Origin of the sequence: Amphritea opalescens (assembly GCF_003957515.1) — a bacterium.
Taxonomy (GTDB): Bacteria; Pseudomonadota; Gammaproteobacteria; order Pseudomonadales; family Balneatricaceae; genus Amphritea; species Amphritea opalescens.
In genome coordinates this window covers 92,062-116,412 of the sequence record NZ_RQXW01000010.1, presented here as the reverse complement: position 1 = coordinate 116,412, position 24,351 = coordinate 92,062, and the positions used below count along the sequence as shown (strand labels likewise).

The following is a 24,351-nucleotide window of genomic DNA, read 5'->3' as shown; positions in this document are numbered from 1 at the left end:
CACTTCCCTAAGGACAGGAAAGGAAGATAGGATAAATCGGGCAGCACCCTATGCGGTATTACAGTGAGAAACTAGCCGCTCGATCACGGCAAGGTTGATAACGCATACAATTAACCTCATGGTCATTCACCATTCCTGTCGCCTGCATGTAGGCATAACAGATCGTTGGCCCAACAAAGGTCATACCCGCCTGTTTCAGTGCTTTACTCATCGCGCGAGACTGCTCTGTTTCAGCGGGTACTTCGCTCGGATTTTGCCAGCGGTTCTGGATCGGCTTACCATCAACAAACTGCCAGATATAGTTCGCAAAACTGCCATGTTTAGCGGCTAGTTCCACAAACACCTGCGCCCCTTTAATGGAGGATTCAACCTTGCGGCGATTACGCACAATACCGGGGTCGAGCAGCATCTGTTCAACCTTATCGGCGGTAAAGGCGGCCACTTTAACAGGATCAAAACCCTCGTATTGTCGGCTATAACCTTCACGTTTTTGTAAAATCGTGCGCCAACTCAACCCCGCTTGAGCGCTTTCGAGCACCAAAAACTCAAACAACTGTCGATCATCGCCCTGAGGCACGCCCCAAACTTCATCATGATACTGCTGTTCTAACTCGGTGGACGTTGCCCATGCACAGCGGTGACACATATCCACCTCCTTAGACGTTGAAAGCCAGTTTAATGTTTAGTGTTGCTCGGATTCGGCACGAAGTTCAAGGGTTGTGCCGGTTCTAACTCAACCTTTCCCCCACGATTAACCCGGGTGTCGATCTCCCCTTTAGGCTGATCGGAGCCATCCAGCGCCATAGCATCACTGAAGTCACAGCGAACACATTCACGATGCTCGTGAGTGTCATCCCGATACATCTTCAGGGTATCCATCTCGCCACAACGGGGACATACAGCACCGGCGATAAAACGTTTTACGATAGTCATATTCTTCTCAACAAGCTTATTACGCGAAGGCATACTGGCGAGTACCAGTATGCCGCATTATACCCTAAACAGCCCGCGCACTCTGCAGTGATCCGCAAGCCATATAGTCGCCACGTTAAGCTGTGATACCAGAATGGCGTAATAGGGCCTCAACACTCGGCTCACGCCCCCGGAAGGCCACAAACAGAGCCATCGGTTCTTTAGAGCCACCCATCTCCAGAATGTTTTCGCGGAAAGAACGGCCTGTTTCAGGATTAAATACCCCTTCCTCCTCAAATCGCGAAAAGGCATCTGCCGATAACACTTCAGCCCACTTATAGCTGTAGTAACCCGCCGCATAACCACCGGCAAAGATATGACTAAAGCCATGTTGAAAACGGTTAAATTCGGGAGGCGTCACCACCGCTACCTGTTGGCGAACGCGATCGAGTACCGCCTGCACCTGAGTCACCCCAGCCTGATATTCCCGATGTAATTCAAAATCGAATAGTGATAGTTCAAGCTGACGCACCATCATCATGCCGGATTGGAAGTTTTTTGCCGCCAGCATTTTATCCAACAAAGCTTTCGGCAGAGTCTCTCCGGTTTTGTAATGCCCGGAAATCAATGCCAGCGCTTCAGGCTCATAACACCAGTTTTCTAAAAACTGACTCGGCAGCTCAACCGCATCCCAAGCAACACCATTAATGCCGCTAACATCCGCATATTCGATACGGGTGAGCATGTGATGTAGACCGTGGCCGAACTCGTGGAACAGGGTAGTCACTTCATTGTGGGTCAGCAGGGCAGGATCATCGCCGACCGGTGGGTTAAAGTTACACACCAGATAAGCGACCGGCAGCTGCAAGACGCCGTGATTCATGCGTCGTACCCGGCAATCATCCATCCAAGCACCGCCACGCTTTTTGGCTCGGGCAAAAGGATCGAGGAAGAAGCGGGCGATCAACTCACCGCCACGGCTGACGTTAAATAAGCGTGCATCTTTATGCCAGCTATCGAATTCGGTTACTTCCTCAATATCGATATCAAACAGCTTACCGGTGATACGGAACAGGCCATCAAGCACTTTCGGCATCGGGAAGTAGGGGCGTAGCTCCTCTTGGGAGATCGCATAGCGCGCCTGTTTTAGCTTCTCGCCATAGTAGGTGAGATCCCAAGACTGCAATTCCGTCTGACTGAACTGCTCAAGGGCAAAATCCTGTAGTTCTTGATACTCTTTTTCCGCCTGAGGTTTGCTCATCTGCGCGAGATCATTCAAGAAGCTAACCACCTGCTCCGGAGTATCGGCCATTTTGGTCGCTAGGCTATAAGCCGCGTAGTTATCAAAGCCCAATAGCTTCGCCAGCTCTGCCCGTAGGGTCAGAATCTGGGTCATAATCTCACTGTTATCCCACTGACCCGCATTTGGCCCTCGGTCCGATGCCCGAGTAGAAAACGCTTCATACAGCTCTCGGCGTAACTCGCGGTTATCGGCATAGGTAATGACGGCGAAGTACGAGGGGAAGTCCAAGGTAACCAACCAACCCTCTTCACCTTTCACCTCGGCTAACTGTTTGGCCGCCGCTAAGGCGCTTTCGGGCAGTCCGGCTAACTCATCGACGTTACTGATAAGCTTGCTCCAACCATCCGTCGCATCCATCACGTTTTCAGAAAACTTCGTGGTCAGCTCAGATAGTTTCTGCTGCAACTCGCCATAACGTTGTTTATCGGCGGCACCTAGCGCGATACCTGAGAGACGAAAATCTCTTAGGGTGTTATCGATAACTTTACGCTGTGCTTCATCTAGATCGTTATAGGCATCGCTACTCGCCAGCGCTTGATAGGCTTCAAACAACCCCTGATGTTGCCCCATCTCGGTCCAGAACTGTGACAATTTTGGCAAACAGGCGTTGTAAGCATCGCGCAGTTCATCACTATTCAACACACCATTCAAATGGGAAACTGGCGACCATGCTTTCGCCAAACGGTCATGGCACTCCTCTAGAGGAACCACCAGATTATCCCAGTCCGGCGCATCATTTCCGTCTAATACCTGCGCCACTACCGCGCGACAATCAGCCAATAGCTGATCCACTGCCGGCTCTACATGTTCAGGCTTAATCTTAGAAAAGGGCGGCAGCTGGTGATCTTGCAGCAAAGGGTTAGACATAGAAAACTCCTGAACAGGGATAAAAAGAACAACAATAAATACTAAATGGGGGAGTAATTAGCTGTTTTCAATCGCCACACAGCGTTTATTATATAATCCTAAACAGAGTATTAGACTGAGGGAAGCCTATGAGCATCCGCCGCTACCAAGACACTACCCCCACATTGGGCCTACGCGCCTTTGTTGATCCGACCGCTGTTGTGCTGGGCGATGTTACCCTCGGTGATGATGTATCGGTCTGGCCACTGACAGTTATCCGCGGAGATATGCACCATATTCGCATCGGCGACCGCACCAGTGTACAAGACGGCTCGGTGCTACATATTACCCATGCAGGCCCTTTCAACCCCGATGGTTTTCCTCTGCTAATCGGCAATGACGTCACCATCGGCCATCAAGCGATGCTCCACGGCTGCACCATCGGCAACCGAGTACTCGTCGGCATGGGATCTATGGTTATGGATGGCGCTATCGTCGAAGACGATGTCATCATCGGCGCAGGCAGCCTAGTACCGCCGGGTAAAACCCTCAAAAGTGGTCACCTGTACGTTGGCCGCCCCGTCAAAGAGGTGAGACCCCTCACCGAAAAAGAGTTGAGCTTCTTTACCTATACCGCGGGGAACTATGTAAAACTTAAAGATAAACACCTAGCAGAAGACTATAAATCATAGGACAATGCCGCCTTTTACAACGCTGTGGGGACACTGAATTGTTAGCTGCTAACGGAAAAAACCTACAAATCTTCTGGTTGCTACTGGTTATTCTTGCCGGTGTATTCATCTATAACCTTGATGACCAGCACACAATCTATAACGAGAACGGCATTCTGGAAAACTTGCAGGCCGGAATTCTGCTGCTGACCTGTTTTTATATGGTGCAAGTTGGCAAAAACCTGCAGGGTAGCTCCCGCTATGCCGCATGGATGTTTGCCTGGATCTGTTTGGCGTTCTTCTTCCGTGAATTCGATGTCCGCAAAACTGACTGGCCTGAACCTGCCCATATGATCTTTGGTAAGCCTGGCCAGTATATCTGGCTCCTACCGCTGTTCTATATCCTGGTACAGGTTTTCCGTAACATCCGTTTCTACCTCCGCAATACCCTGATCTACCTGCGTTCACCAATGATGCTCTACGTCATCCTAGGAGGCGTTCTGCTCATCATCGCCGGCATCTTTGATAAACAGGTCATCCCAACCGAAACCAAGTTTTGGGAAGAATATCTGGAAATCGCCGCCGACGCTTATCTGTTTCTAGCAGCACTGCTGGCACCCTCCAGCTTCAAAAACATTGAAGCCAAAGCAAGGTAAGCTAGATCGGAAATAACCCTTCCTAGTTAGATAAAGAAAGGGCCGGGGGCTTTAGCTGTACTAATTCAGACTTGATCTGACAGTTGCCGAATATTGATACGAATCTTGGGTACCAACATTCGTATCAATATGAGATCAATTGATGCGGCCGCCTTTTTCTGTGACCCGTAGATATTTAGCAACGGCTAACAAGGGAAGGGTACCAGACCATTCACATCGAGGATGTTGGGTAGCGCGATGGCTGGCCATCAACGCTCCCTTTACCAAAGTTAAGCCTTCGCCTTGGCCACTTCTCGCAAGCGTTTCACCACCTGCGCATTCACCGAGCGTTGAGTGAAGGTGCCGTCCTCCTTGAGTTGCCCCGCTTTGCGGTCCATCAGCAACTCTAGGCATTGATCCACCGTGGCAACCCCATGAATACAGAACTCACCTTCTGCGACCGCGTCGACCACTTCACGTTTTAACATAAGATTACGGATGTTCGCCTTGGGAATAATCACGCCCTGAGTACCGGTAAGGCCGCGGGTTTTACAAAGGTTGAAGAAACCTTCGATCTTCTCATTCACGCCGCCGATCGCCTGCACTTCGCCGTATTGGTTAATCGAACCGGTAATCGCGAACTGCTGTTTAATCGGTATGCCGGTTAATGCCGAAATCAGGGTGCAGATTTCCGCCATGGAAGCGCTATCGCCATCCACATAACCGTAGGATTGCTCCAACGCGATGCTGGCGGAGAGGGTTAGCGGAAAATCCTTAGCGTATTTATGCCCCAAATAGCCGGACAGAATGAGTACACCTTTAGAGTGTATCGGTTGCCCCAGCGTCACTTCCCGCTCAATATCAACGATGCCGCGGTTGCCAGGGTGTACCGTTACGGTAATACGCGCCGGAAAACCAAAGGAGACATCGCCCACGCCCAGCACCGTAAGGCCGTTGGTACGACCCGCGGCTTCGCCATCGGTATCGATCAATACTGTTTTGTTGAGGATGCTATCGAGAATCTTCGATGAGATACGGCTGGTACGGCGCTCTTTAGCCTGTAGTGCCATTTCGACATGTTGATCATTGATTATATCGTCACGGTTGCGAATGCGCTTGTAATCCGCCTCACACAGCAGATCCACCAGCTCACCCACATGGGCCGATAGCAGTTCCTGATCCTCGGTTAATCGAGAGCTATGTTCGACTAAGCGAGCAACCGCCTGACGGTTCAGGGGCGCAAGACCCTCTTCATCCGCGAGGGTTTTCATCAATCGGGCGTAATTACGAATGGCCGCGGGTTCCCGTTTCACATCCTCATCAAAATCGACCACCACGCGAAACATTTTTTCGAAATCGTGATCCAATTCCTGCAGCAGATAGTAGGTTTCCCGCGTACCGATCAATACCACCTTCACATTTAAAGGGATCGATTGCGGTGCCAAGGTGATGGTCCCCATGCCGGTCATCTCTGACATCGGATTTTCAATACGAATTTCATGGGATTTCAGCGCCCGCTTGAGGGCCCCGTAGACAAAGGGTTGTTCCAGTAGTTTTTCGGATTCAAGCACCAGATAACCCCCATTCGCATGGTGCAGTGCGCCGGCACGAATTAGCTGGAAGTTGGTGGTCAACGCACCCATTTCCGAGTTGTATTCTATGCGGCCAAACAGGTTATCGTAGGTCGGGTGGGTTTCAAACACCACCGGCGCGCCTTTGGTTTTCTGGTTATCCACCAGCATGTTCACCCCAAAGGTGGTCTCCATGTATTGTCGACGGGCTAAATCGGTACGTGCTTCGTTAGGCTTATCTTCTTCAATAATATCCAGTGCATTTTTCACTAGATTCGATTCGAGCTGACTCAGATAGTCAGGGACACCGCTATAGTTATGATATTTTTCACGCAACGGCTGAATCAAGGGTGCCACCGCGCTACGGGCGGTTTCCCGGTCTAACGCTTTCATTTTATCGCCCGCCTCACGCCGCCACTGAGGCATGCTGGCCAGCTCTTCATTCAGAAACTCTTCAAGTTTCGCGATATTGCGGGTGAATTCGTCGCGGATATCCTCCGGTAACTGGGAGAAGGCGGCTTCGTCCATCCCTTGCCCCTCTGACACCGGTGTGAAGCCGATGCTGCCCGCATCACGATAGACGGCGATACTGTGTTCCCGCGCCAAACTATCCACTTTTTCGATCGCCTGATCATAGAGACGGTTGAAGTCTCGCTCGACCTTACTCTTTTTCCGCTGATAAGCGGGGCTTTCAAACGCGGCCGGCAGTTCGGTGAGAATCCCTTCAATCAGATGCTTAATATCCCGCTTAATCACCCAACCTTTGCCCGCGGGCAGTTGAATCACCAGCGGATTACGGTTTTCTTCGAAGTTATTGAGATAGCACCAATCACTGGTCTTTTTCAGTTCTTTCTTGGCGATGGTGCGGATACTTTCGATAGCAAAGGAGAAGCGGCCGGTATGCGGGTTACCCATCACAAACATGTTATAGCCGGGGCGCTTCATGCCGATGCCGAATTCCATCGCTTCGACGGCGCGTTCCTGACCAAAAAAGCCGGTGTAGGGCTCAAGGGTTTCCGTGGTTTTGAAAGGAAGCAACTCGGTGTTGCAGTGACGGTACAGCTGATCGGGGGAGAGGCGGGTCTCTTTTTCCATAACGGATCATTCCTGCGACTGGAGTTGACACCCCTGTTATAACCCGATGAGAAACTCCGCGCAAGGAACGATTGTGATACGACTTACTTCGCGAGTAGCTGATGCCTAAGCTCTTGAATTAGTTCGGAAGTATCTGGACGTACACCGCGCCAGATCGAAAACGACTCGGCGGCCTGTTCCACCAGCATGCCTAAACCGTCCATGATACGGGCGGCACCATGGGCCTCAGCCCAACGGTTGAAAGGGGTCATGTCGGCGCCATACATCATGTCATAACACCAAGCGCCCTCACGGAGCAGGTCATCCGGCAGGGGAGGTACTTCTCCCTGTAAGCTCGCGGCCGTTCCATTGATCACCAAATCAAACTGTTGCCCCTCTAGCTCAGCAAAGCTCGATACCTCGATAGCGCCAACATCGTGAAACAGCTCAGCCAGTACTTCCGCCCGCGCCACCGTACGATTCGCAATTACCAAACGAGCGGGCTGCAGTGCCAGAATAGGCTCCAACACGCCGCGCACAGCGCCTCCGGCCCCGAGGATGAGTACGTCTTTACCGCGAATCTCACCACCGTTATTACGGGTGATATCCGCCACGAGGCCTAGCCCATCAGTATTATCACCACACAACTGGCCGGCCGCATTGCGATATAGGGTGTTCACGGCACCTGCGAGTTTTGCCCGCTCAGAATGACATTCGGCTTTTTGCCAAGCCTGCTCTTTAAACGGCACCGTGATATTCAGGCCTTTGCCATCACTCCCTGGGGATAAGAAGTTATCCACAGCCACATCAAAACCATCTTCGGGCACCAACACAGAGTGGTACTCTAAATCTTGATGGGTTTGCTGTGCAAAAACCTTGTGGATAAGTGGCGATTTGGAATGTTTGATCGGATTACCGAATACCGCATAACGATCGGTCATATCAAACCTCCAACCAATTCTGCGGTTTAAGATAGCGCGTATACAACTTTGCTTCTTCGGAGTCGGGCTCAGGTTTCCAGTCGTAACCCCAACGAACCTCCGGCGGCATCGACATCAAGATAGACTCGGTTCGGCCACCAGACTGCAAACCAAACAGCGTGCCTCGGTCAAACACTAAATTAAATTCAACATAGCGTCCGCGACGATGCAGCTGAAAATCTCTCTGCGGCTCGCCATAAGGCATATTTTTACGTTTCTCAACAATCGGACAGTAGGCCGGAGCATAGGCATCGCCGATCGAGCGCATCAGGGCAAAACAGGTGTCGAAATCAGGCTCACTCAGATCATCGAAAAATAAGCCGCCAATACCCCGAGGCTCATCACGGTGTTTAAGATAGAAATAGTCATCGCACCAAGCTTTATAGCGAGGATAAACATCCTGACCAAAAGGATCACAGGCATCTTTAGCTGCCTGGTGCCAAGCGCGGCAATCTTCGTCATAACCGTAATAGGGTGTTAGATCGAAGCCACCACCAAACCACCAGACCGGCTCTTCACCCTCTTTTTCGGCAATAAAAAAGCGAACATTCGCATGGGAGGTGGGTACATAAGGGTTGTGGGGGTGAATCACTAACGACACACCCATTGCCTGAAAAGTACGCCCCGCCAACTCTGGGCGATGAGCCGTAGCAGAGCCGGGGAGTTTATCGCCAAACACGTGGGAAAAATTCACCCCGCCTTTTTCAACAACAGCACCATCCACCATCACCCGTGTACGACCACCACCGCCGGCTTCCCGTTGCCAGCTATCTTCTGCAAAACGAGCTAAACCATCAGCTTGTTCTAGTGCTGTGCAGATAGTGTCCTGTAAGTTCAGCAGATACTCTTTTACCGCGCTTATGTCTGGTGCTGACATACTCTCACCCTTTACCATTACAACAGGTCAGTGATCACCCACTGTTATTTGATTTAACTTCTTACCGGTTGATCACTATCCAAACGGTAGATTTTAGTTGGTCGACTCAGTTCACCTAACTCGCCAGGGACGATAGCATCAACTTTATCCTTAAAGTGAATACTTACTTTAAGCTTATCCCTTGCAGCATCTCTATTTGAATAGTTAGCTGATGTGGAGACAATCATCGAACCAAACGCCTCACAAAGATTTTTGACCTGATAGTGATCGCTCACTCTCACAGCAACAGAGGCGTGATTTCCTTTAATCCAATAGGGGATAAGATTATCAGGGTCAGGTAAAACCCAAGTCACAGGACCGGGCCAGGAAGCGGTTACCCGCGTGCGGTCTTCTGGCGCAAGATTATCCAGCAGCGGCTGTATTTGCTCGACCGATGAGGCCACCAAAATCAAACCTTTGGCGACCGGCCGACGCTTAATCGCGAGCAAGCGATAAACCGCTGCTTCATTGAAAGGGTCACAGCCAAGCCCCCAAACCGCTTCGGTAGGATAGGCGATGACACCCCCTTGGTGCATCGCTCTAACGGCTTGACGAATATGCCACCAACCCATAACAATCAGAACTCGCCGTTGGCCAATCTTTCCTGCAAGGCTTTATCTTTAGCAATGACCGCGTCGGTATTCGCCTGACGGTCAGCTTTGATCCGTTCAGCTAGCGCTGGGTCCTGTACGGCAACGATTTGCGATGCTAGATAAGCTGCATTTTTAGCGCCGGCTTTACCAATAGCTACGGTCGCAACGGGAATACCACCAGGCATCTGTACGGTCGACAGAAGGGCATCCAAACCATCCAAAGAGGATTCGATAGGCACGCCAATAACAGGCTTAGTGGTATTAGCTGCCACAGCACCCGCTAGATGAGCTGCCATACCTGCTGCACAGATAAAAGCAACAGCACCGCGCTGATCCGCATCTTTAACGTAATCGTGGGTCTGTACCGGTGTACGGTGAGCAGAGCTTACTTTCATCTCAAAAGGGACTTCGAGAGAGCGCAGTACGTCAGCCGAAGCCTTCATAGTTGGCAGGTCAGAGTCGGACCCCATTAGGATTGCTACAAATGGTTTAGTCATGATCGCCTTCATATTGTGAAGTTAGTTTAATCGGGAAAACGTGGCAAAGTATCCTAAAACTGTACAACTTTCAACCACGTAAATTGACCGGTTTTTACGGGATCTACAGCCGTTTAGATCAGTCGTTGATAACCATCGGGGGTATTTTCGATATAACCCGCTAATTCCATGGCCACTAGCTGTGGTAACAGGGCTGAAGCCGGCATTCCAGTGACAGCCACAAGCTGCTCTAATGTCACCAGTTGATAGCCCATTTGATCCAATAACTTAGCCTCGTTATCGTTCAATTTTACCGACTCGGCTTCGGGGCGTTTCTCATCATAGCAGTAGCTACCGAGTAAGCTGGCTAGCGGCTCGATAATCTGAGCGCTGGTTTCAATCAACGTGGCCCCTTCACGGATAAGATCATGACAGCCATGGCTCTGAGGATTGTTCAGCGCGCCGGGGAGCGCAAACACTTCCCGCCCCTGCTCCAATGCCAAGCGAGCCGTAATCAGCGAACCACTGCGCCTAGCCGCTTCAACAACCAGTACCCCGGCGCTCAAACCACTGATAATCCGATTACGTCGAGGGAAGTTATGCGCCAAAGGCGGCATCTCTAAAGGGTATTCAGAGACCAGCGCGCCTCCTTGGGCAATGATATCGGCCGCTAAAGCCTGATGCTGTCGCGGGTAAATATTCATCAATCCTGAGCCCAATACCGCCACGGTAGGTTTTGATAGTGCCACCGCGGCAGCGTGTGCGGCACCATCGATACCCCGTGCGAGGCCGCTGGTCACGGTCATCCCTGCCGCCGTTAGGTCCCTCGCGAAGGCGCTACTCAACGCGATACCGTTACGACTAGCGGACCGACTACCCACCATGGCTAACTGAGGTAGATGCAACACCTCGGGATTACCGCTGACATAGAGCAGCAGTGGCGGATCAGGGATCTCTTTAAGTAGCGCAGGATAGTCATCATCAACATAGGTCAGTAGGTGGTTGTCCGGCTGCTGTAACCAGCGCTTAATGCTCTGCAAGTATTCAGGGCTAGGCCAGTCGCCCGCTTGAAAGGCGCGGATATGACGAATAGTTTTAGCGGATAGGTTGAGCGACTTCAGCTGATCGTTGCCTAGATAAAGCAACGATTGAGGCGTTTTGTTAATACTGTCAGGGCTAACATCCGGTAAACACTGCTGTATCAACCGGAGCAACACCGCTGAGCCAATGCTGGGCAGCTCAGCGAGTGCGATCCACTCTCGGATATGATCTTGCATGGACACTCCTTGTCCATCGACACATAAACATTAAACTATTCTGGGCTGTGTACTTCATCACCAATAGAGACAATATCAGTTGCCTTCAGTATCAGCGCATAACTCACTTTGTCGTAGGCTTTGAAGATCATCAACATGCCCGACTCTTCGGTTGGCAGGGTAATCAGTTCATTGGTAAGAGGATCTTTCAACACCTCACCGGCCCGAAAGATCGTCAACACATGACCCGGACTCAGCCCTTCACGCATCCCTTGGTTAATCGCTACGACATCATACTGTCCGGCCTGACGCACGCCACGCAGTACCGAAAGAATACGACCATTGATCTCGTCCTCAGGCCCTTTAGGGTAAAAGACAGATTGAATGGACTCTTTTGGGCTAGGATAAACACGATCTAACGCCGACACCTCTTCTCTGGTTTTGCGCAAGTCTAACGAAATAATATCGCCTTTCTTGTTCGCCACCACCGCATCACCGATTTTGAACATCTCAAAACCCAGATGCTCGTCGGTCACAGGATCGATATATTCTTTAGCAGGGCGGTAGATATTCTGGCGGCTATAATCGCCCACCAAGACACCGCGGGCATATACTCGATCACCGGCTCCGGCAACAATCCGTTGCGTAGTGCCGCCCACGATATAAGGCGCGCCGGTCAGTTCATCACTATCCATCACAATGTTATCGGACAGGAAGCTATTAATATCTTTCAGAGGGATGGCTGGAATCGCATCTTTCAACCGCGTCACTTTAGCTTTTGGACTCAAGCGAATAATGCCATCGTTAAGCACTAAGCGTGGCTGACCATCAACCCATTTGAGGGTTAAGATATCACCGGGATAGATAAGGTGCGGGTTATCGATCTGCTGGTTGTAGCCCCAGAGTTGCGGCCACTTCCATGGCGACTTCAGGAACATCCCAGAAATATCCCACAACGTATCACCTTTAACGACGACATAAGTTTTCGGATAATTGTCCTGCAACGCTAGGGTATCTTTGCGTACCTCGGCCTGAGCCGGGGCGATTAATGCAAGACATACCACTAGAGCGCCCAGAAAACCTGCTACCAGTTGTTTCATTATTTAATCCTTGTCTCCAGACCGCCATGTTTTTGAGAGTCTATAACAGTATCGGCAATACATTGTGTATCTATATCAGTATAATGGAAAGATTATCGATTCTAGTGCTCTTTTTTTTCAACCCTTTTGTTTTCAAGCGACCATGTCATTACTTCCAATACTCGAATTTCCTGATCCACGCCTGCGCACCATTGCTGCGCCGGTTACCGAATTTAACGATGAACTGCGTCAACTGGTCAAAGATATGTTTGAAACCATGTATGACGCACCCGGCATCGGCTTAGCGGCAACGCAGGTTAACGTTCACCAGCGTATCATTACTATAGATACCTCTGAAGAGAAAGATAACCCTTTAGTCGTTATTAATCCTCATATCGAGGTGCTGGCTGAAGAAACTGAGCGCATGCAAGAAGGCTGCCTTTCGGTTCCCGGCTTCTATGAAGACGTCGTTCGGCCCAATAAGGTCCGTCTCACCGCCCACAATGAATTCGGTGAAGAGTACACACTCGAAGCCGATGATCTGCTGGCCGTATGTATTCAACATGAGATCGACCATCTTGAAGGCAAGCTGTTTGTCGATTACCTCTCGCCACTGAAACGTAATCGTATCCGCGGCAAGTTGGATAAACTGCACCGCCAGAAGGTTTAAAGCATGTCCGATACAGCCAAACCATTGCGCATCCTCTTTGCCGGCACACCCGATTTTGCCGCTGCGAGCCTTCAGGCACTATTAAATGCCGGTCATCAGGTTATCGGCGTCTATACCCAGCCGGATCGACCAGCAGGGCGGGGCCGAAAACTCACCCCCAGTTCGGTTAAAAAAGTCGCTTTAGAGCACGATCTTCCTGTGTACCAGCCACTCAACTTTAAGTTGGCGGAGGATCGTGAACAGCTAGCGTCACTCCAAGCAGACCTGATGATCGTGGTGGCATATGGATTATTGCTACCTAAGGCTGTGCTCGATGCGCCAGCACTGGGCTGTATCAATGTACATGCCTCTCTTCTACCACGCTGGCGGGGTGCTGCACCTATTCACCGCGCCTTACTGGCAGGGGATAGTGAAACCGGCGTCACCATCATGCAGATGGATGAAGGGCTGGATACCGGCGCGATGCTACTTAAGCGGGACTGCCCGATCAAACCGACCGACACTAGCGGCGAGCTCCATGACCGTCTCGCAGAGATCGGCGCACAGGCGCTATTAGACAGCCTGCCTGCCATCGCCAACCAAACGATTACCCATGAAACCCAAGACGACAGCCTAGCCTGCTACGCCCATAAGTTGGAAAAAGCGGAAGGCAATATCGATTGGCAGCAACCAGCAACCGATATTGCCCGTCAGGTTCGCGGGCTATCTCCTTGGCCGGTCGCCTTCACCACCCTTAATGGTGCGACCCTTCGTGTCTGGTTTGCTGAAGTCGGCGACGAGCCATCTAGCGCTAAACCTGGCACTGTGGTGGGTTGTGATAAAAAAGCGATCATCGTTGCCTGCGGTAGCGGCACCGTAAGGTTACTGAAAATCCAACTACCCGGCAGCAAAGCGATGGACAGCAGTGCGGTCCTCAACTCGAAAAAAGAGCTTTTCAGTAACGGCACGGAGCTAGGTCTAAGCGAATGAATATCCGCGCTATTGCCGCCCAAGCCTTGGGTCCTGTTATCGGCCGTAAAGAATCGCTCAATACAGCACTCCCGAGAGCGCTGCAACAATGCCATGAAAACGATCGGGCGTTGCTGCAACAGCTTTGCTACGGCACGATGCGCTCGCTCCCCAAGCTCTCCTGCCTCGCCCATCAGCTACTGAAAAAACCGTTCAAACCCCAAGATCAAGACCTCTACGCACTGGTGTTATTGGGCTTTTATCAGCATTTAGAGATGCGCGTGCCAGCTCATGCGGCGATTAGCGAAACCGTTGAAGCGGCCGCACAACTGAATAAAGGTTGGGCGAAAGGCCTTATTAATGCACTGCTACGCAACCTGCAGCGGGAGCAAGAGAGCCTCTTTGAACAGCTAGGTGACAACCCTGAGTTTAGCTATAACCACCCTCAATGGATGATTTCCAAGCTACAGCATAACTGGCCCGACCACTGGGAAGATATTCTGCAGCAAAACAATCAACAACCCCCGATGACTCTCAGGGTCAATCAGCAAAAAACTAGCCGCGAGGCCTATCTGCAAGAACTCCATGATGCCGATATAACCGCATCAGCCACCCCTTACTCTGCGGTTGGCATTCAATTAGCATCGCCGGTCGATGTCACCCTGCTACCCGGCTTTGCTTATGGCTATGTCAGTGTTCAGGATGAAGCCGCACAGCTCAGCAGCGATCTGCTTGATCTTCAACCCGGCCAACGGGTTCTGGATGCCTGCGCCGCCCCCGGAGGCAAGCTGTGCCATATACTCGAACACCAACCCGACCTAGAGCAGGTCACCGCCATCGAACTAGAAGACAAGAGGGCGGTTAGAATTGAAGAAAACCTAAGCCGCCTCAACCTTGATGCTGAAGTCATTATTGGCGATGCCGCCACCAACACCTGGTGGGATGGCCTTCAATATGACCGCATTTTGGTTGATGCTCCCTGTTCGGCAGCAGGTGTTATTCGCCGCAACCCTGATATCAAACACTTGCGCCAAAGCGAAGATATTAAGGCGCTAGCTGAGATACAATTAGCCATTCTGAAAAACTGCTGGCAACTGCTTAAACCCGGTGGTCGACTACTGTATGCAACCTGTTCAGTTTTCCCGCAAGAAAATGAACGCGTCGTGGAACGCTTCACCAAGCTACACTTAGATGCATGCCACCACCCAATCGAGGCCGATTGGGGTATAGAGCGACCATTTGGCCGTCAACTATTTCCTCAGCCGCAGGGGCATGATGGCTTTTATTATGCAGTACTGTTAAAAGATCAGACTTAGGGCAGGCGATCCCCGCCAACTGATCGGAGAGTTATTAATATATGAAAATTATTATTCTTGGAGCAGGGCAGGTGGGCGGCACATTGGCCGAAAACCTTGCCAGTGAAGCTAACGACATTACCATTGTTGATACTGACTTTAGTCGGTTAAGAGAGCTTCAGGACCGCTTAGACATCCGTACTGTTGAAGGCAAAGCCTCTCATCCTTCTATTCTCGAGCAGGCTGGTGCGCGAGATGCCGATATGCTCATCGCAGTGACCAATAGTGACGAAGTCAATATGATCGCCTGCCAGATAGCACAAACGCTCTACAACACCCCCACGAAGATCGCCCGTGTGCGAGAGCATGATTATCTCCTCAAGAACAAAGCGATCTTCACCGATAAATCGATCCCTATCGATGTTTTGATCAGCCCAGAAGAACTGGTCACCAAACATGTACGCCGCCTAATAGAACACCCCGGCGCACTCCAGGTGCTCGATTTCACCGACGGTATCGCTCAGTTAGTGGCCGTTAAGGCTTATTACGGCGGTCCGCTGGTTGGCCGAGAAATATCTTATCTGCGCTCCCATATGCCAGCGGTTCAGACCCGAGTTGCCGCCATCTTCCGCAAGGACAGACCGATCATTCCGAAAGGCGAAACCGTTATCGAAGCCGATGATGAGGTTTTCTTTATCGCCGCGAAAAAAGATATTCGCTCGGTGATGAGTGAACTGCGCCGTATCGACCGCCCCTACAAACGCATTATCATTGCCGGCGGCGGTAACATTGGCGCACGGCTGGCGCAAAACATTGAAGATAAGTATCAGGTTAAAATTATTGAGCGGGATATCCGCCGCTGCAACAGCCTAGCGAAACGACTGGATAACACCATTGTGTTGCAGGGCAGCGCATCGGATAAAGAACTATTGCTAGAAGAAAATATCGAAGACACCGATGTTTTCTGCGCCCTGACCAATGATGATGAAGCCAATATCATGGCCTCAATGCTGGCTAAACGGCTCGGTGCTCGAACGGTCATGACGCTGATTAACAACCCAGCCTATGTCGATCTCGTGCAGGGGGGAGTGATCGATATTGCGATCTCTCCACAGCAAACCACCATCGGCAGTCTGCTGACCCACGTGCGTCGAGGTGATATGGCTGCTGTCCACTCACTGCGACGAGGCGCTGCGGAAGCATTAGAAGCCGTCGCGCACGGGGATAAAAAGACGTCAAAAGTAGTGGGCAAAGCGATCGAAGATATCGCTCTACCGACAGGAACCACCATCGGCGCCATCGTTCGTAACGACGAATTCCTCATCGCCCACGATAATATTATTGTCGAGAATGGTGATCATGTAATTCTATTCCTGGTTGATAAACGTAAGATCAGCGAAGTCGAGCGCCTGTTTCAGGTTGGCCTCGGTTTCTTCTGATCGGAGATAGTCATGCATTACAGGGTAATCCTCCGCATCCTCGGCTTGCTGCTGATGATATTCAGCTTCACCATGTTGCCGCCACTCGCGATCTCCTACGGTTATCAGGACGGCTCCCACTCGGCCTTTATTTCCGCCTTCGTCATTACACTGCTAACCGGATTCGTTATCTGGGCTCCCGTCTATCGAGCCAGAGATGACCTACGAACCCGCGACGGCTTCCTCATCACAGTGCTGTTTTGGGTGGTGCTAGGGCTTTTCGGGGCGATCCCCTTTATGCTCTCCCACGACCCAGGTTTATCGGTGGTCGATTCGGTATTTGAATCACTCTCGGGGCTAACCACCACCGGTGCCACCGTCATGACCGGCATTGATGATCTACCAAAATCGATCCTTTTTTATCGCCAACAACTACAGTGGCTTGGCGGGATGGGGATCATCGTTTTAGCCGTGGCCATTCTGCCAATGCTCGGCATCGGCGGTATGCAGCTATACCGCGCCGAGACACCAGGCCCCGTTAAAGACCGCAAGCTCACCCCTCGCATCACTGAGACCGCCAAAGCACTCTGGTATATTTATCTATCACTGACGGTCGCCTGCGCCCTGGGCTATTGGTTGGCCGGCATGACTCTATTTGATGCCATCAGCCATAGCTTCTCGACGGTGGCGATCGGCGGATTCTCGACCCATGATGCCAGCATCGGCTACTTTGATAGCCCATTGATCGAAGCGATCTGTACCTTTTTTATGGTGATGTCGGCGGTGAATTTTGGCCTACATTTCTTTGCTTGGCGTCAGCGCAGCATTACACACTACCTGAAAGATCCGGAGTTCAAGTTCTACCTAACGATACTGTTCAGCATTACCTGCCTATCATCCGTCGTGTTAATGACAACCGAAACATATCCGCCCGCCGAATCAATTCGCAAAGCTATTTTTGAAGTTGTCTCAATTGCCACCACCACCGGCTTCGCCACCGCTGACTTTGCCAAGTGGCCAGTCATGTTGCCCTTCTTACTCTTTATGGCAGCCTTTGTCGGCGGCTGTGCGGCCTCGACCGGCGGCGGCATGAAAGTGATCCGCGTTTTACTTATTCTGAAACAGGGGCAGCGTGAGATAAAACGGCTGATCCACCCCAACGCGGTGATACCGGTTAAGCTAGGCAAAGACCCTATTCCCGATCGCATCCTCGAAGCGGTTTGGGGGTTCTTTTCGGTGTACTTAATCGTCTTCTTGGTGATGCTGATTATTCTGCTCGGCACAGGACTCGATCAAGTCACAGCATGGTCTGCGGTAGGCGCCACCCTCAACAACCTAGGCCCAGGCTTAGGCGAGGTCGAAACCCATTATGGCGACCTGAATGAACCCGCTAAATGGGTATTAACCTTCGCCATGCTGCTAGGCCGATTAGAAGTGTTTACGCTACTGGTTCTGTTTACGCCTTCGTTCTGGAAACGCTAACCACCAAGAGCCACCATCACGGCAATAAAAAAGGGGCCCTGAATGAGCCCCTTTTTTACGTTCGATTAATACAGCCTTGTGCCATCAGGCCGGTGTTGAAAGCGCTTGTATTCCCACTGGTACTGTTCAGGAACCTCTCGAACACAAGCCTCAACCGCCGCGTTCATCGCCGTCGCCGACAACAGCAGATCTTTCTCATTAACCTCCGCGGACACACGATCGAAAAAGATTTCAAACCCCTGACCGCCCGGCAACCGTTTAGCGTAAGCCGATACAACCACTGCGCCTGTTTGGGCTGCGAGTTGCGGTAACAGCTTCATCGAATAAGCCTCTTGACCGAAGAAGGGGGCGAAAACACCGCTACCCTCATCGGCTTCTTGATCGGGCAACATACCCAACACCTCCCCAGCCTTTAACGCCTTCATCGACATCCGCACACCTTTCACGTTGGCCGGTGCCATTTTCGATCCCATGCGAGCACGCTTCTTCTTGATCAGCCGATCCATTTGCTCAAGCTTCGGTGGTCGATACATTGAGGTAATGCTGTAATGAACACTCAGATAAAGCCCTAGCACTTCCCAGTTACCTAGATGGGGCGCAATCAAAATAACACCTTTCCCTTTGGCTAAGCCCTCAGCCATCACCTCTTCGCTATGTACCTTGCGAATTTTTTTCGCTACACGGCCAGGACTCCAGATCCAAGACACTCCCATCTCACCTGCAAGCTTACCGGTTTCCACCAGGCTCTTTTTAACTAACGCATCTTTAGCGGCGACATCTAATTCAGGAAAGCAAAAATCGATATTTTTCTGGGTGATTTGATAGCTCTTACCTTTCTTTCTATAGATACGTAAACCTACCCACTCACCCAGTTTTTGCGCAAGCGAGAGGGGGAGAGCAGCAAGCAGATACAACACTCCAACGGAGAGCCAGCCTTTAAAATGTTTCACGTGGAACCCTTTTACATCAAGATGACAGATTTAAAGAAACGCCTGAAGTAGCATCAGAAGTAGTGGACGGATTATATAATGACCAACAAGTAAAAGACTAACTCGCGCAAACGTCAAACCAAGAAACCGTAAAACAATCACCCAGCTAAGCCGTGACTATATATAAAAAGAACTTAGCCACATTCTTCAGCAGAAAAACCAGCGCATTCTCGCATGTGACCACTCTTACCCCCGCTATTTCGTGTATAATTTCGCTCTATTTTTGTACAAACAGATTCATAATGGTGATCTCAGTGACAGATAAAGCGAGACCGGATGCAAGCACCTTTCAAGGGCTGATCCTGGCACTGCAAGAGTATTGGTCAGAGCAGGGCTGTGTAATAGTGCAACCACTGGATATGGAAGTTGGCGCAGGCACCTTCCATCCATCAACTTTTCTGCGCGCTATCGGTCCTGAAACTTGGAACTCCGCATACGTGCAACCTAGCCGCCGTCCAACCGATGGCCGCTACGGCGAAAACCCAAACCGCCTTCAACACTACTATCAATTCCAAGTAGTCATGAAGCCGTCGCCAGACAATCTCCAAGAGCTTTATCTTGGTTCGTTAGAGCGTATGGGGCTAGATCTAAACGTCCATGACGTGCGCTTTGTCGAAGACAACTGGGAATCACCTACGTTAGGTGCTTGGGGTCTGGGCTGGGAAGTTTGGCTGAACGGCATGGAAGTGACACAGTTCACCTATTTCCAGCAAGCGGGTGGTATTGAATGCTACCCAGTGACTGGCGAGATCACCTATGGTCTTGAGCGAATTGCGATGTACTTGCAGGATGTCGAAAGCGTTTATGACCTCGTTTGGTCATACAACCCAGACGGCAGTCCAGTCACCTATGGCGATGTATTCCACCAGAACGAAGTTGAACAATCCACTTACAACTTCGAACATGCCGACGTGCCTCAGTTATTCAAAAACTTTGATCACCACGAAGCAGAGTGTAATAAGTTGCTAGCACTGGACACACCACTGCCATTGCCTGCCTATGAGCAGGTACTGAAAGCTTCTCATACATTTAACTTATTGGATGCACGCCACGCTATCTCAGTGACGGAACGTCAGCGCTACATCTTACGCGTTCGTACACTAGCCCGCGGTGTCGCCCACGCCTATTTCAATACCCGTAAAGGCCTAGGCTTCCCACTCGCCGCAGAAAGCATCCGCAACGAAGTATTAGCCGCCTGTGAAGAGGAGAGCAAGTAATGACTGATTCCGTTAACCGTCAGGACTTCCTATTCGAACTTGGCACCGAAGAGCTTCCTCCGAAGGCACTGAAAACACTTTCAGCGGCCCTAGAAAAAGAAGTGATCGCCGGCATTAAAGAGCTATTTGGCAAACAAGCAGAAGCGCTCTTTACCGATACAAAGGTCCACTCATACGCAGCACCTCGTCGCCTTGCTTTGCTGATCAACAACCTCGCTGACGAGATCCCAAGCAGCACTTTTCAAATGCAGGGGCCACCGGCACGCATCGCTTTTGACGAGCAGGGCGCACCTTCCAAGGCACTACAAGGCTTCGCACGTAAGTGCGGTACTGACGTAGAAAACCTAGAAGAGATCGACGGAAAAATGTGCTTTAGCCAATCGCTACCGGCCAAAGCTATTGCCAACGAACTGCCCGCTATTATCGAACATGCGCTAAGCAAACTGCCAATTCCTAAGCGCATGCGCTGGGGAGCATCACGCACTGAGTTTGTTCGTCCGGTTAAATGGCTCGTCATGCTGATGGGCGATCAAGTGATTGAGTGTGAGATCCTTGGCCTGAAAGCAGGGCGCAACACCCGCGGTCATCGCTTCCATTACAACCACGACATTGAACTCAACCAAGCCAACGAATACCTAGAAAATCTAGAAAGCGTCGGCATGGTCATCGCAGACTTTGACGAGCGCCGCGAAAAGATTCGCGCTCAAGTGGAAGCGGAAGGGGCATCGGTTCACGGCATCGCCCAGATCGATGAAGAGCTACTAGACGAAGTAACCGCTCTAAATGAATGGCCGGTTGCACTAACAGGACGCTTCGACGAACGCTTCCTAGACGTGCCCGCCGAAGCTTTGATCTCTTCCATGAAAGAGCATCAGAAGTACTTCCACCTGACCGATAACAACGGCCAGTTAATGCCGTTTTTCATCACCATCGCCAACATTGAATCGACCGATCCAGCCCAAGTTATTTCAGGCAACGAGAAAGTTATTCGACCACGTTTGGCTGATGCGGCATTCTTCTTTGAAACAGATAAGAAGCGCACGCTTGAATCTCGCATCGAAGACCTGAAGTCTATCGTCTTCCAGAAAGACCTCGGCACACTCCATGACAAGGCCGTGCGCGTTGCGACACTGGCTAAACATATCGCCGCTAAATTAGGGCAGGATCAAGCGAAAGCAGAGCGCGCCGCGATGCTTGCAAAGACCGACCTAATGACCGATATGGTCTATGAGTTTACCGATCTGCAAGGACTGATGGGTTACCATTACGCCCTAAACGATGACGAAGACCAAGGTGTTGCGCAGGCACAAAACGAACAATATATGCCGCGCTTCTCTGGCGACGAACTGCCACAAAGTGAACCGGGTATCGCAGTAGCACTAGCCGATCGTCTCGACACACTGACCGGACTGTTCGGTATTAACCAGCCACCCACCGGTTCTAAAGATCCGTTCGCACTGCGTCGCGCATCCTTAGGTGTGCTGCGTATCATTGTTGAACGCCAACTCAATCTAGATCTAGAAGATCTGATTCAAGTAGCCGCCAACAACTACCAAGACCTTCCAGCACAAGACGGCCTCGTTACCCGCATCACTGACTTCATGCTCGAACGTTTCCGTGCATGGTATGACGATGAAGGCATTGCGATCGAAGCTTATCTAGCCGTTCACGCATTGCGCCCAACCAGCCCGCTAGAGTTTAACCAGCGAGTACAAGCGGTCAGTCACTTCCGCACACTGAGCGAAGCTGATGCCTTAGCAGCCGCCAACAAACGGGTATCTAACATCCTTAGCAAGCAGGATGCTACTGTTGCCGACAGCGTGTCTGAAGCGCTTCTGCAGGAAGATGCGGAGAAAGCACTGGCTAAAGCCGTTGCCGAGAAAACCGTTCAGCTGGCACCGCTCTTTGCAGAAGGTAACTTCAAAGAAGTACTCGAGCAGCTTGCAGAATTGCGTCCTGTCGTCGACAAGTTCTTTGACGAAGTGATGGTAATGGCGGATGATGAAGCGGTAAGAAATAACCGACTAGCTTTGCTGAAACAACTGCGCAACCTGTTCCTAGGTGTCGCCGATATCTCAGCCCTCAGCTAATACGTCATAGCGTTTAGCAGAGCAAGAAAAGCCGGTTATTTAACCGGCTTTTTTATATCTTAATTTTAATCGATTGCAGCGAGATTCTTCGAAGTGTTCAAATTAGTTATTTTAGATCGGGACGGCGTCATTAACTATGACTCCGATGAGTACATTAAATCGGCTGACGAATGGCGCCCTTTGCCCGGCAGTATTGAAGCGATCGCACGCCTAACCAAGGCAGGATTTGATGTCTGCATAGCCACGAATCAATCCGGCCTTGCCCGAGGTTATTTCGACATTGACGCGCTTCATGAGATGCACCACAAAATGATACAGCTGGTTGAAGAGCAGGGCGGACGTATCGTTAAAATCGAATTCTGCCCTCATGCACCTGAAGATAACTGCTACTGCCGCAAGCCAAAGCCAGGGCTCTATCAGCATATATTGAGCTGCTATCCAGACATCAATTCCGCCCATGTTTTCACCGTGGGGGATTCCCTTCGAGATTTAGAAGCATCCGTCGCTGCAGGCTGCCCGCCTATTTTGGTACGAACAGGCAAAGGGGAGCGGACAATCGCCAAGGGAGGACTGCCGGAAAACACCATCATAGTCGATGATTTGAAAGCGGCTGCGCTACATATCATCTACGAGGAGAACGTACCAGAAGACTAAAGGTTTCACGTGGAACATAGACTGATGACTAAAAAACCTGACACTGACATCGCCATGAGAAAGCTAATAGCGGACATCCGTACCGCTATTCCTTTCGACACTCCAATGAAAGATCTATGCAATGGCCCCTGCACAGGGTGCTCAAAAAAACTGCTAGACTATCTAGATACTGAACTGGAAGAGAGGGAAACAGCCCTTAACTCGGGATATAAACCCGACTTCGGCGACCTGAATCGACTGAAGAAAACTGCCTTAAAAATACATGGCGTGCTGATAAAGAATGGTTTGATGGACACAGCCAAGAAGATACACACGAGATCCGGATAGACTGGAAACGACATTCCCGATTGAACAAACCTAAAGATTACGCCGCCACATCTGCAAAAAGCCTAGATCGAGCATTACCTGACGAACAGCCTAGTTGCTCACGAGAGCTAACTGGGCATCGGCAAGCCTCTTACTGATCATCATAGTAATGAATGAAATCTTGAACATAATCCGTCATCAAACCATCAATACCCCAACCCCATAATCTGTCGGCTAACAGTGCATCATTGATGGTCCAACAGAAGAGGCGATAGCCTTGATCTTTAATCGCCAGAGTTTGGGCCTGATTCAAATAACGACCATCACAATGAATGCTTGTTAACTCAAGCTCCAGCGCTAAGCTTTGCCAATCAGAGGGCAGGCGACTACAAATCAGCCCACGAGGAATCTCAGGCGCTAACCGCAAACACTCGGCAAGTACCTCCACATCAAAACTGGATACCACCAATTTATCAGAGAGGAAGTGTTGCAGCAGCTGATCAACCACGATCTGACTGATCAGCGCTGAGGAAAACTGATGCCGTTTAATTTCGAGATTTAATCCCACCCCCTTTTGCATGAGCAACACCAGTACATCTTTAAGGGTGGGCACAGGCTCAAACGGCCAGTCGGGAAAGAGGGCAGCATTATTAATATTATCTAAATCTTTGAGCGCTAATTGACTAAGCAATCCCGAACCATCACTGCAACGGTCAAGGCTATTGTCGTGATGCACAACAGGGGTCAGATCACCAAGCAGGGTCACATCTAATTCTAACCAACGAGCACCCAGCTCAATCGCCTTGATAAAACCACCGAGGGTATTTTCGGGCGCTAAACTGGGAACACCTCGATGTCCCATAACCCGTGCCGCTGAACTATTCATGCTGAAACATTTCCGTTAATAGGTTGTTGTGATCTGAGCGCTGCAAAAATGATTCGCATCTATACCGATATAAAAACCATCATG

The 24,351-nt window shown here is 50.7% G+C and carries 22 protein-coding genes; 10 read left to right on the top strand and 12 right to left on the bottom strand.

Annotated elements, in window-relative coordinates; translation table 11 throughout:
* Positions 1 to 58: 58 nt before the first annotated feature.
* From EH243_RS12405 to prlC, 3 genes are all read right to left on the bottom strand, one after another.
* Positions 59 to 646, bottom strand: coding sequence for a DNA-3-methyladenine glycosylase I (locus tag EH243_RS12405; RefSeq protein WP_126158989.1), 588 nt, complete (start codon positions 644 to 646; stop codon positions 59 to 61).
* A 29-nt stretch (positions 647 to 675) separates the two neighbouring features.
* Positions 676 to 933, bottom strand: coding sequence for a YheV family putative zinc ribbon protein (locus EH243_RS12400; protein ID WP_126158988.1), 258 nt, complete (start codon positions 931 to 933; stop codon positions 676 to 678).
* Between the two features lie 115 nt (positions 934 to 1,048).
* Positions 1,049 to 3,082, bottom strand: a complete 2,034-nt coding sequence (prlC, locus tag EH243_RS12395) for an oligopeptidase A (RefSeq protein WP_126158987.1) — start codon at positions 3,080 to 3,082, stop codon at positions 1,049 to 1,051.
* Between the two features lie 128 nt (positions 3,083 to 3,210).
* Between prlC and EH243_RS12390 the strand changes: the two genes are divergently transcribed.
* On the top strand, positions 3,211 to 3,753 hold the full coding sequence (locus EH243_RS12390) for a gamma carbonic anhydrase family protein (protein WP_126158986.1): 543 nt from the start codon (positions 3,211 to 3,213) through the stop codon (positions 3,751 to 3,753).
* Positions 3,754 to 3,791: 38 nt separating this feature from the next.
* On the top strand, positions 3,792 to 4,388 hold the full coding sequence (locus tag EH243_RS12385; protein ID WP_126158985.1) for a hypothetical protein: 597 nt from the start codon (positions 3,792 to 3,794) through the stop codon (positions 4,386 to 4,388).
* A 269-nt stretch (positions 4,389 to 4,657) separates the two neighbouring features.
* On the opposite strand, the gene EH243_RS12380 is transcribed toward EH243_RS12385, so the two are convergent.
* From EH243_RS12380 to EH243_RS12350, 7 genes are all read right to left on the bottom strand, one after another.
* Positions 4,658 to 7,033, bottom strand: a complete 2,376-nt coding sequence (locus EH243_RS12380; RefSeq protein ID WP_126158984.1) for a Lon protease family protein — start codon at positions 7,031 to 7,033, stop codon at positions 4,658 to 4,660.
* Between the two features lie 83 nt (positions 7,034 to 7,116).
* On the bottom strand, positions 7,117 to 7,953 hold the full coding sequence (gene aroE / locus EH243_RS12375; RefSeq protein WP_126158983.1) for a shikimate dehydrogenase: 837 nt from the start codon (positions 7,951 to 7,953) through the stop codon (positions 7,117 to 7,119).
* Position 7,954: 1 nt separating this feature from the next.
* A complete protein-coding gene (gene hemF / locus EH243_RS12370) occupies positions 7,955 to 8,869 on the bottom strand; it encodes an oxygen-dependent coproporphyrinogen oxidase (RefSeq protein ID WP_126158982.1) in 915 nt (304 codons plus the stop codon).
* Between the two features lie 53 nt (positions 8,870 to 8,922).
* Complete coding sequence (gene tsaC / locus EH243_RS12365) at positions 8,923 to 9,480, bottom strand: L-threonylcarbamoyladenylate synthase type 1 TsaC (protein ID WP_126158981.1); 558 nt, start codon at positions 9,478 to 9,480, stop codon at positions 8,923 to 8,925.
* Positions 9,481 to 9,485: 5 nt separating this feature from the next.
* Positions 9,486 to 9,998, bottom strand: a complete 513-nt coding sequence (gene purE, locus EH243_RS12360) for a 5-(carboxyamino)imidazole ribonucleotide mutase (RefSeq protein WP_126158980.1) — start codon at positions 9,996 to 9,998, stop codon at positions 9,486 to 9,488.
* Between the two features lie 113 nt (positions 9,999 to 10,111).
* The gene (gene dprA / locus EH243_RS12355) at positions 10,112 to 11,254 is read right to left on the bottom strand and encodes a DNA-processing protein DprA (protein WP_126158979.1); all 1,143 of its coding nucleotides are present in this window, start codon (positions 11,252 to 11,254) and stop codon (positions 10,112 to 10,114) included.
* 35 nt (positions 11,255 to 11,289) lie between these two features.
* Positions 11,290 to 12,333, bottom strand: a complete 1,044-nt coding sequence (locus EH243_RS12350) for a LysM peptidoglycan-binding domain-containing protein (RefSeq protein ID WP_126158978.1) — start codon at positions 12,331 to 12,333, stop codon at positions 11,290 to 11,292.
* Between the two features lie 142 nt (positions 12,334 to 12,475).
* Here EH243_RS12350 and def point away from each other — a divergent pair, with 142 nt between their 5' ends.
* The 5 genes from def to EH243_RS12325 are packed head-to-tail and all read left to right on the top strand — an operon-like array spanning position 12,476 to position 18,125.
* On the top strand, positions 12,476 to 12,982 hold the full coding sequence (def, locus tag EH243_RS12345) for a peptide deformylase (RefSeq protein ID WP_126158977.1): 507 nt from the start codon (positions 12,476 to 12,478) through the stop codon (positions 12,980 to 12,982).
* Between the two features lie 3 nt (positions 12,983 to 12,985).
* Positions 12,986 to 13,951 (top strand): methionyl-tRNA formyltransferase, encoded by a 966-nt coding sequence (fmt, locus tag EH243_RS12340; RefSeq protein ID WP_126158976.1) that lies wholly within the window; start codon positions 12,986 to 12,988, stop codon positions 13,949 to 13,951.
* A complete protein-coding gene (gene rsmB, locus EH243_RS12335) occupies positions 13,948 to 15,246 on the top strand; it encodes a 16S rRNA (cytosine(967)-C(5))-methyltransferase RsmB (RefSeq protein ID WP_126158975.1) in 1,299 nt (432 codons plus the stop codon). Before fmt ends, rsmB begins: the two co-directional genes overlap by 4 nt.
* Positions 15,247 to 15,287: 41 nt before the next feature.
* Positions 15,288 to 16,664 carry a Trk system potassium transporter TrkA gene (gene trkA / locus EH243_RS12330; RefSeq protein WP_126158974.1) on the top strand — a complete coding sequence of 459 codons (1,377 nt, stop codon included), beginning with the start codon at positions 15,288 to 15,290 and terminating at the stop codon, positions 16,662 to 16,664.
* Between the two features lie 12 nt (positions 16,665 to 16,676).
* Complete coding sequence (locus EH243_RS12325; protein ID WP_126158973.1) at positions 16,677 to 18,125, top strand: TrkH family potassium uptake protein; 1,449 nt, start codon at positions 16,677 to 16,679, stop codon at positions 18,123 to 18,125.
* A 65-nt stretch (positions 18,126 to 18,190) separates the two neighbouring features.
* On the opposite strand, the gene EH243_RS12320 is transcribed toward EH243_RS12325, so the two are convergent.
* Positions 18,191 to 19,075 carry a lysophospholipid acyltransferase family protein gene (locus EH243_RS12320; RefSeq protein ID WP_126158972.1) on the bottom strand — a complete coding sequence of 295 codons (885 nt, stop codon included), beginning with the start codon at positions 19,073 to 19,075 and terminating at the stop codon, positions 18,191 to 18,193.
* A 281-nt stretch (positions 19,076 to 19,356) separates the two neighbouring features.
* Here EH243_RS12320 and glyQ point away from each other — a divergent pair, with 281 nt between their 5' ends.
* The 3 genes from glyQ (at position 19,357) to gmhB (ending at position 23,075) form a co-directional block, all read left to right on the top strand.
* The gene (glyQ, locus tag EH243_RS12315) at positions 19,357 to 20,331 is read left to right on the top strand and encodes a glycine--tRNA ligase subunit alpha (RefSeq protein WP_126158971.1); all 975 of its coding nucleotides are present in this window, start codon (positions 19,357 to 19,359) and stop codon (positions 20,329 to 20,331) included.
* Positions 20,331 to 22,421, top strand: coding sequence for a glycine--tRNA ligase subunit beta (gene glyS, locus EH243_RS12310; protein ID WP_126158970.1), 2,091 nt, complete (start codon positions 20,331 to 20,333; stop codon positions 22,419 to 22,421). The genes glyQ and glyS overlap by 1 nt, the downstream gene beginning before the upstream one ends.
* A gap of 93 nt (positions 22,422 to 22,514) precedes the next feature.
* Positions 22,515 to 23,075 carry a D-glycero-beta-D-manno-heptose 1,7-bisphosphate 7-phosphatase gene (gene gmhB, locus EH243_RS12305; RefSeq protein WP_126158969.1) on the top strand — a complete coding sequence of 187 codons (561 nt, stop codon included), beginning with the start codon at positions 22,515 to 22,517 and terminating at the stop codon, positions 23,073 to 23,075.
* A gap of 457 nt (positions 23,076 to 23,532) precedes the next feature.
* Here gmhB and EH243_RS12295 read toward each other — a convergent pair whose 3' ends face one another.
* The gene (locus tag EH243_RS12295; RefSeq protein ID WP_126158967.1) at positions 23,533 to 24,267 is read right to left on the bottom strand and encodes a glycerophosphodiester phosphodiesterase family protein; all 735 of its coding nucleotides are present in this window, start codon (positions 24,265 to 24,267) and stop codon (positions 23,533 to 23,535) included.
* Positions 24,268 to 24,351: the final 84 nt, after the last annotated feature.

What these genes read in the sequence shown, in the direction of transcription:
- tsaC (WP_126158981.1), bottom strand. Translation starts at nt 9,480, where the DNA reads ATGGGTTGGTGGCATATTCGTCAAGCCGTTAGAGCGATGCACCAAGGG.
- purE (WP_126158980.1), bottom strand. Translation starts at nt 9,998, where the DNA reads ATGACTAAACCATTTGTAGCAATCCTAATGGGGTCCGACTCTGACCTG.
- trkA (WP_126158974.1), top strand. Translation starts at nt 15,288, where the DNA reads ATGAAAATTATTATTCTTGGAGCAGGGCAGGTGGGCGGCACATTGGCC.
- EH243_RS12325 (WP_126158973.1), top strand. Translation starts at nt 16,677, where the DNA reads ATGCATTACAGGGTAATCCTCCGCATCCTCGGCTTGCTGCTGATGATA.
- prlC (WP_126158987.1), bottom strand. Translation starts at nt 3,082, where the DNA reads ATGTCTAACCCTTTGCTGCAAGATCACCAGCTGCCGCCCTTTTCTAAG.
- rsmB (WP_126158975.1), top strand. Translation starts at nt 13,948, where the DNA reads ATGAATATCCGCGCTATTGCCGCCCAAGCCTTGGGTCCTGTTATCGGC.
- EH243_RS12400 (WP_126158988.1), bottom strand. Translation starts at nt 933, where the DNA reads ATGACTATCGTAAAACGTTTTATCGCCGGTGCTGTATGTCCCCGTTGT.
- EH243_RS12295 (WP_126158967.1), bottom strand. Translation starts at nt 24,267, where the DNA reads ATGAATAGTTCAGCGGCACGGGTTATGGGACATCGAGGTGTTCCCAGT.
- EH243_RS12380 (WP_126158984.1), bottom strand. Translation starts at nt 7,033, where the DNA reads ATGGAAAAAGAGACCCGCCTCTCCCCCGATCAGCTGTACCGTCACTGC.
- fmt (WP_126158976.1), top strand. Translation starts at nt 12,986, where the DNA reads ATGTCCGATACAGCCAAACCATTGCGCATCCTCTTTGCCGGCACACCC.
- aroE (WP_126158983.1), bottom strand. Translation starts at nt 7,953, where the DNA reads ATGACCGATCGTTATGCGGTATTCGGTAATCCGATCAAACATTCCAAA.
- EH243_RS12390 (WP_126158986.1), top strand. Translation starts at nt 3,211, where the DNA reads ATGAGCATCCGCCGCTACCAAGACACTACCCCCACATTGGGCCTACGC.
- hemF (WP_126158982.1), bottom strand. Translation starts at nt 8,869, where the DNA reads ATGTCAGCACCAGACATAAGCGCGGTAAAAGAGTATCTGCTGAACTTA.
- glyS (WP_126158970.1), top strand. Translation starts at nt 20,331, where the DNA reads ATGACTGATTCCGTTAACCGTCAGGACTTCCTATTCGAACTTGGCACC.
- EH243_RS12350 (WP_126158978.1), bottom strand. Translation starts at nt 12,333, where the DNA reads ATGAAACAACTGGTAGCAGGTTTTCTGGGCGCTCTAGTGGTATGTCTT.
- def (WP_126158977.1), top strand. Translation starts at nt 12,476, where the DNA reads ATGTCATTACTTCCAATACTCGAATTTCCTGATCCACGCCTGCGCACC.
- EH243_RS12405 (WP_126158989.1), bottom strand. Translation starts at nt 646, where the DNA reads ATGTGTCACCGCTGTGCATGGGCAACGTCCACCGAGTTAGAACAGCAG.
- dprA (WP_126158979.1), bottom strand. Translation starts at nt 11,254, where the DNA reads ATGCAAGATCATATCCGAGAGTGGATCGCACTCGCTGAGCTGCCCAGC.
- glyQ (WP_126158971.1), top strand. Translation starts at nt 19,357, where the DNA reads ATGGTGATCTCAGTGACAGATAAAGCGAGACCGGATGCAAGCACCTTT.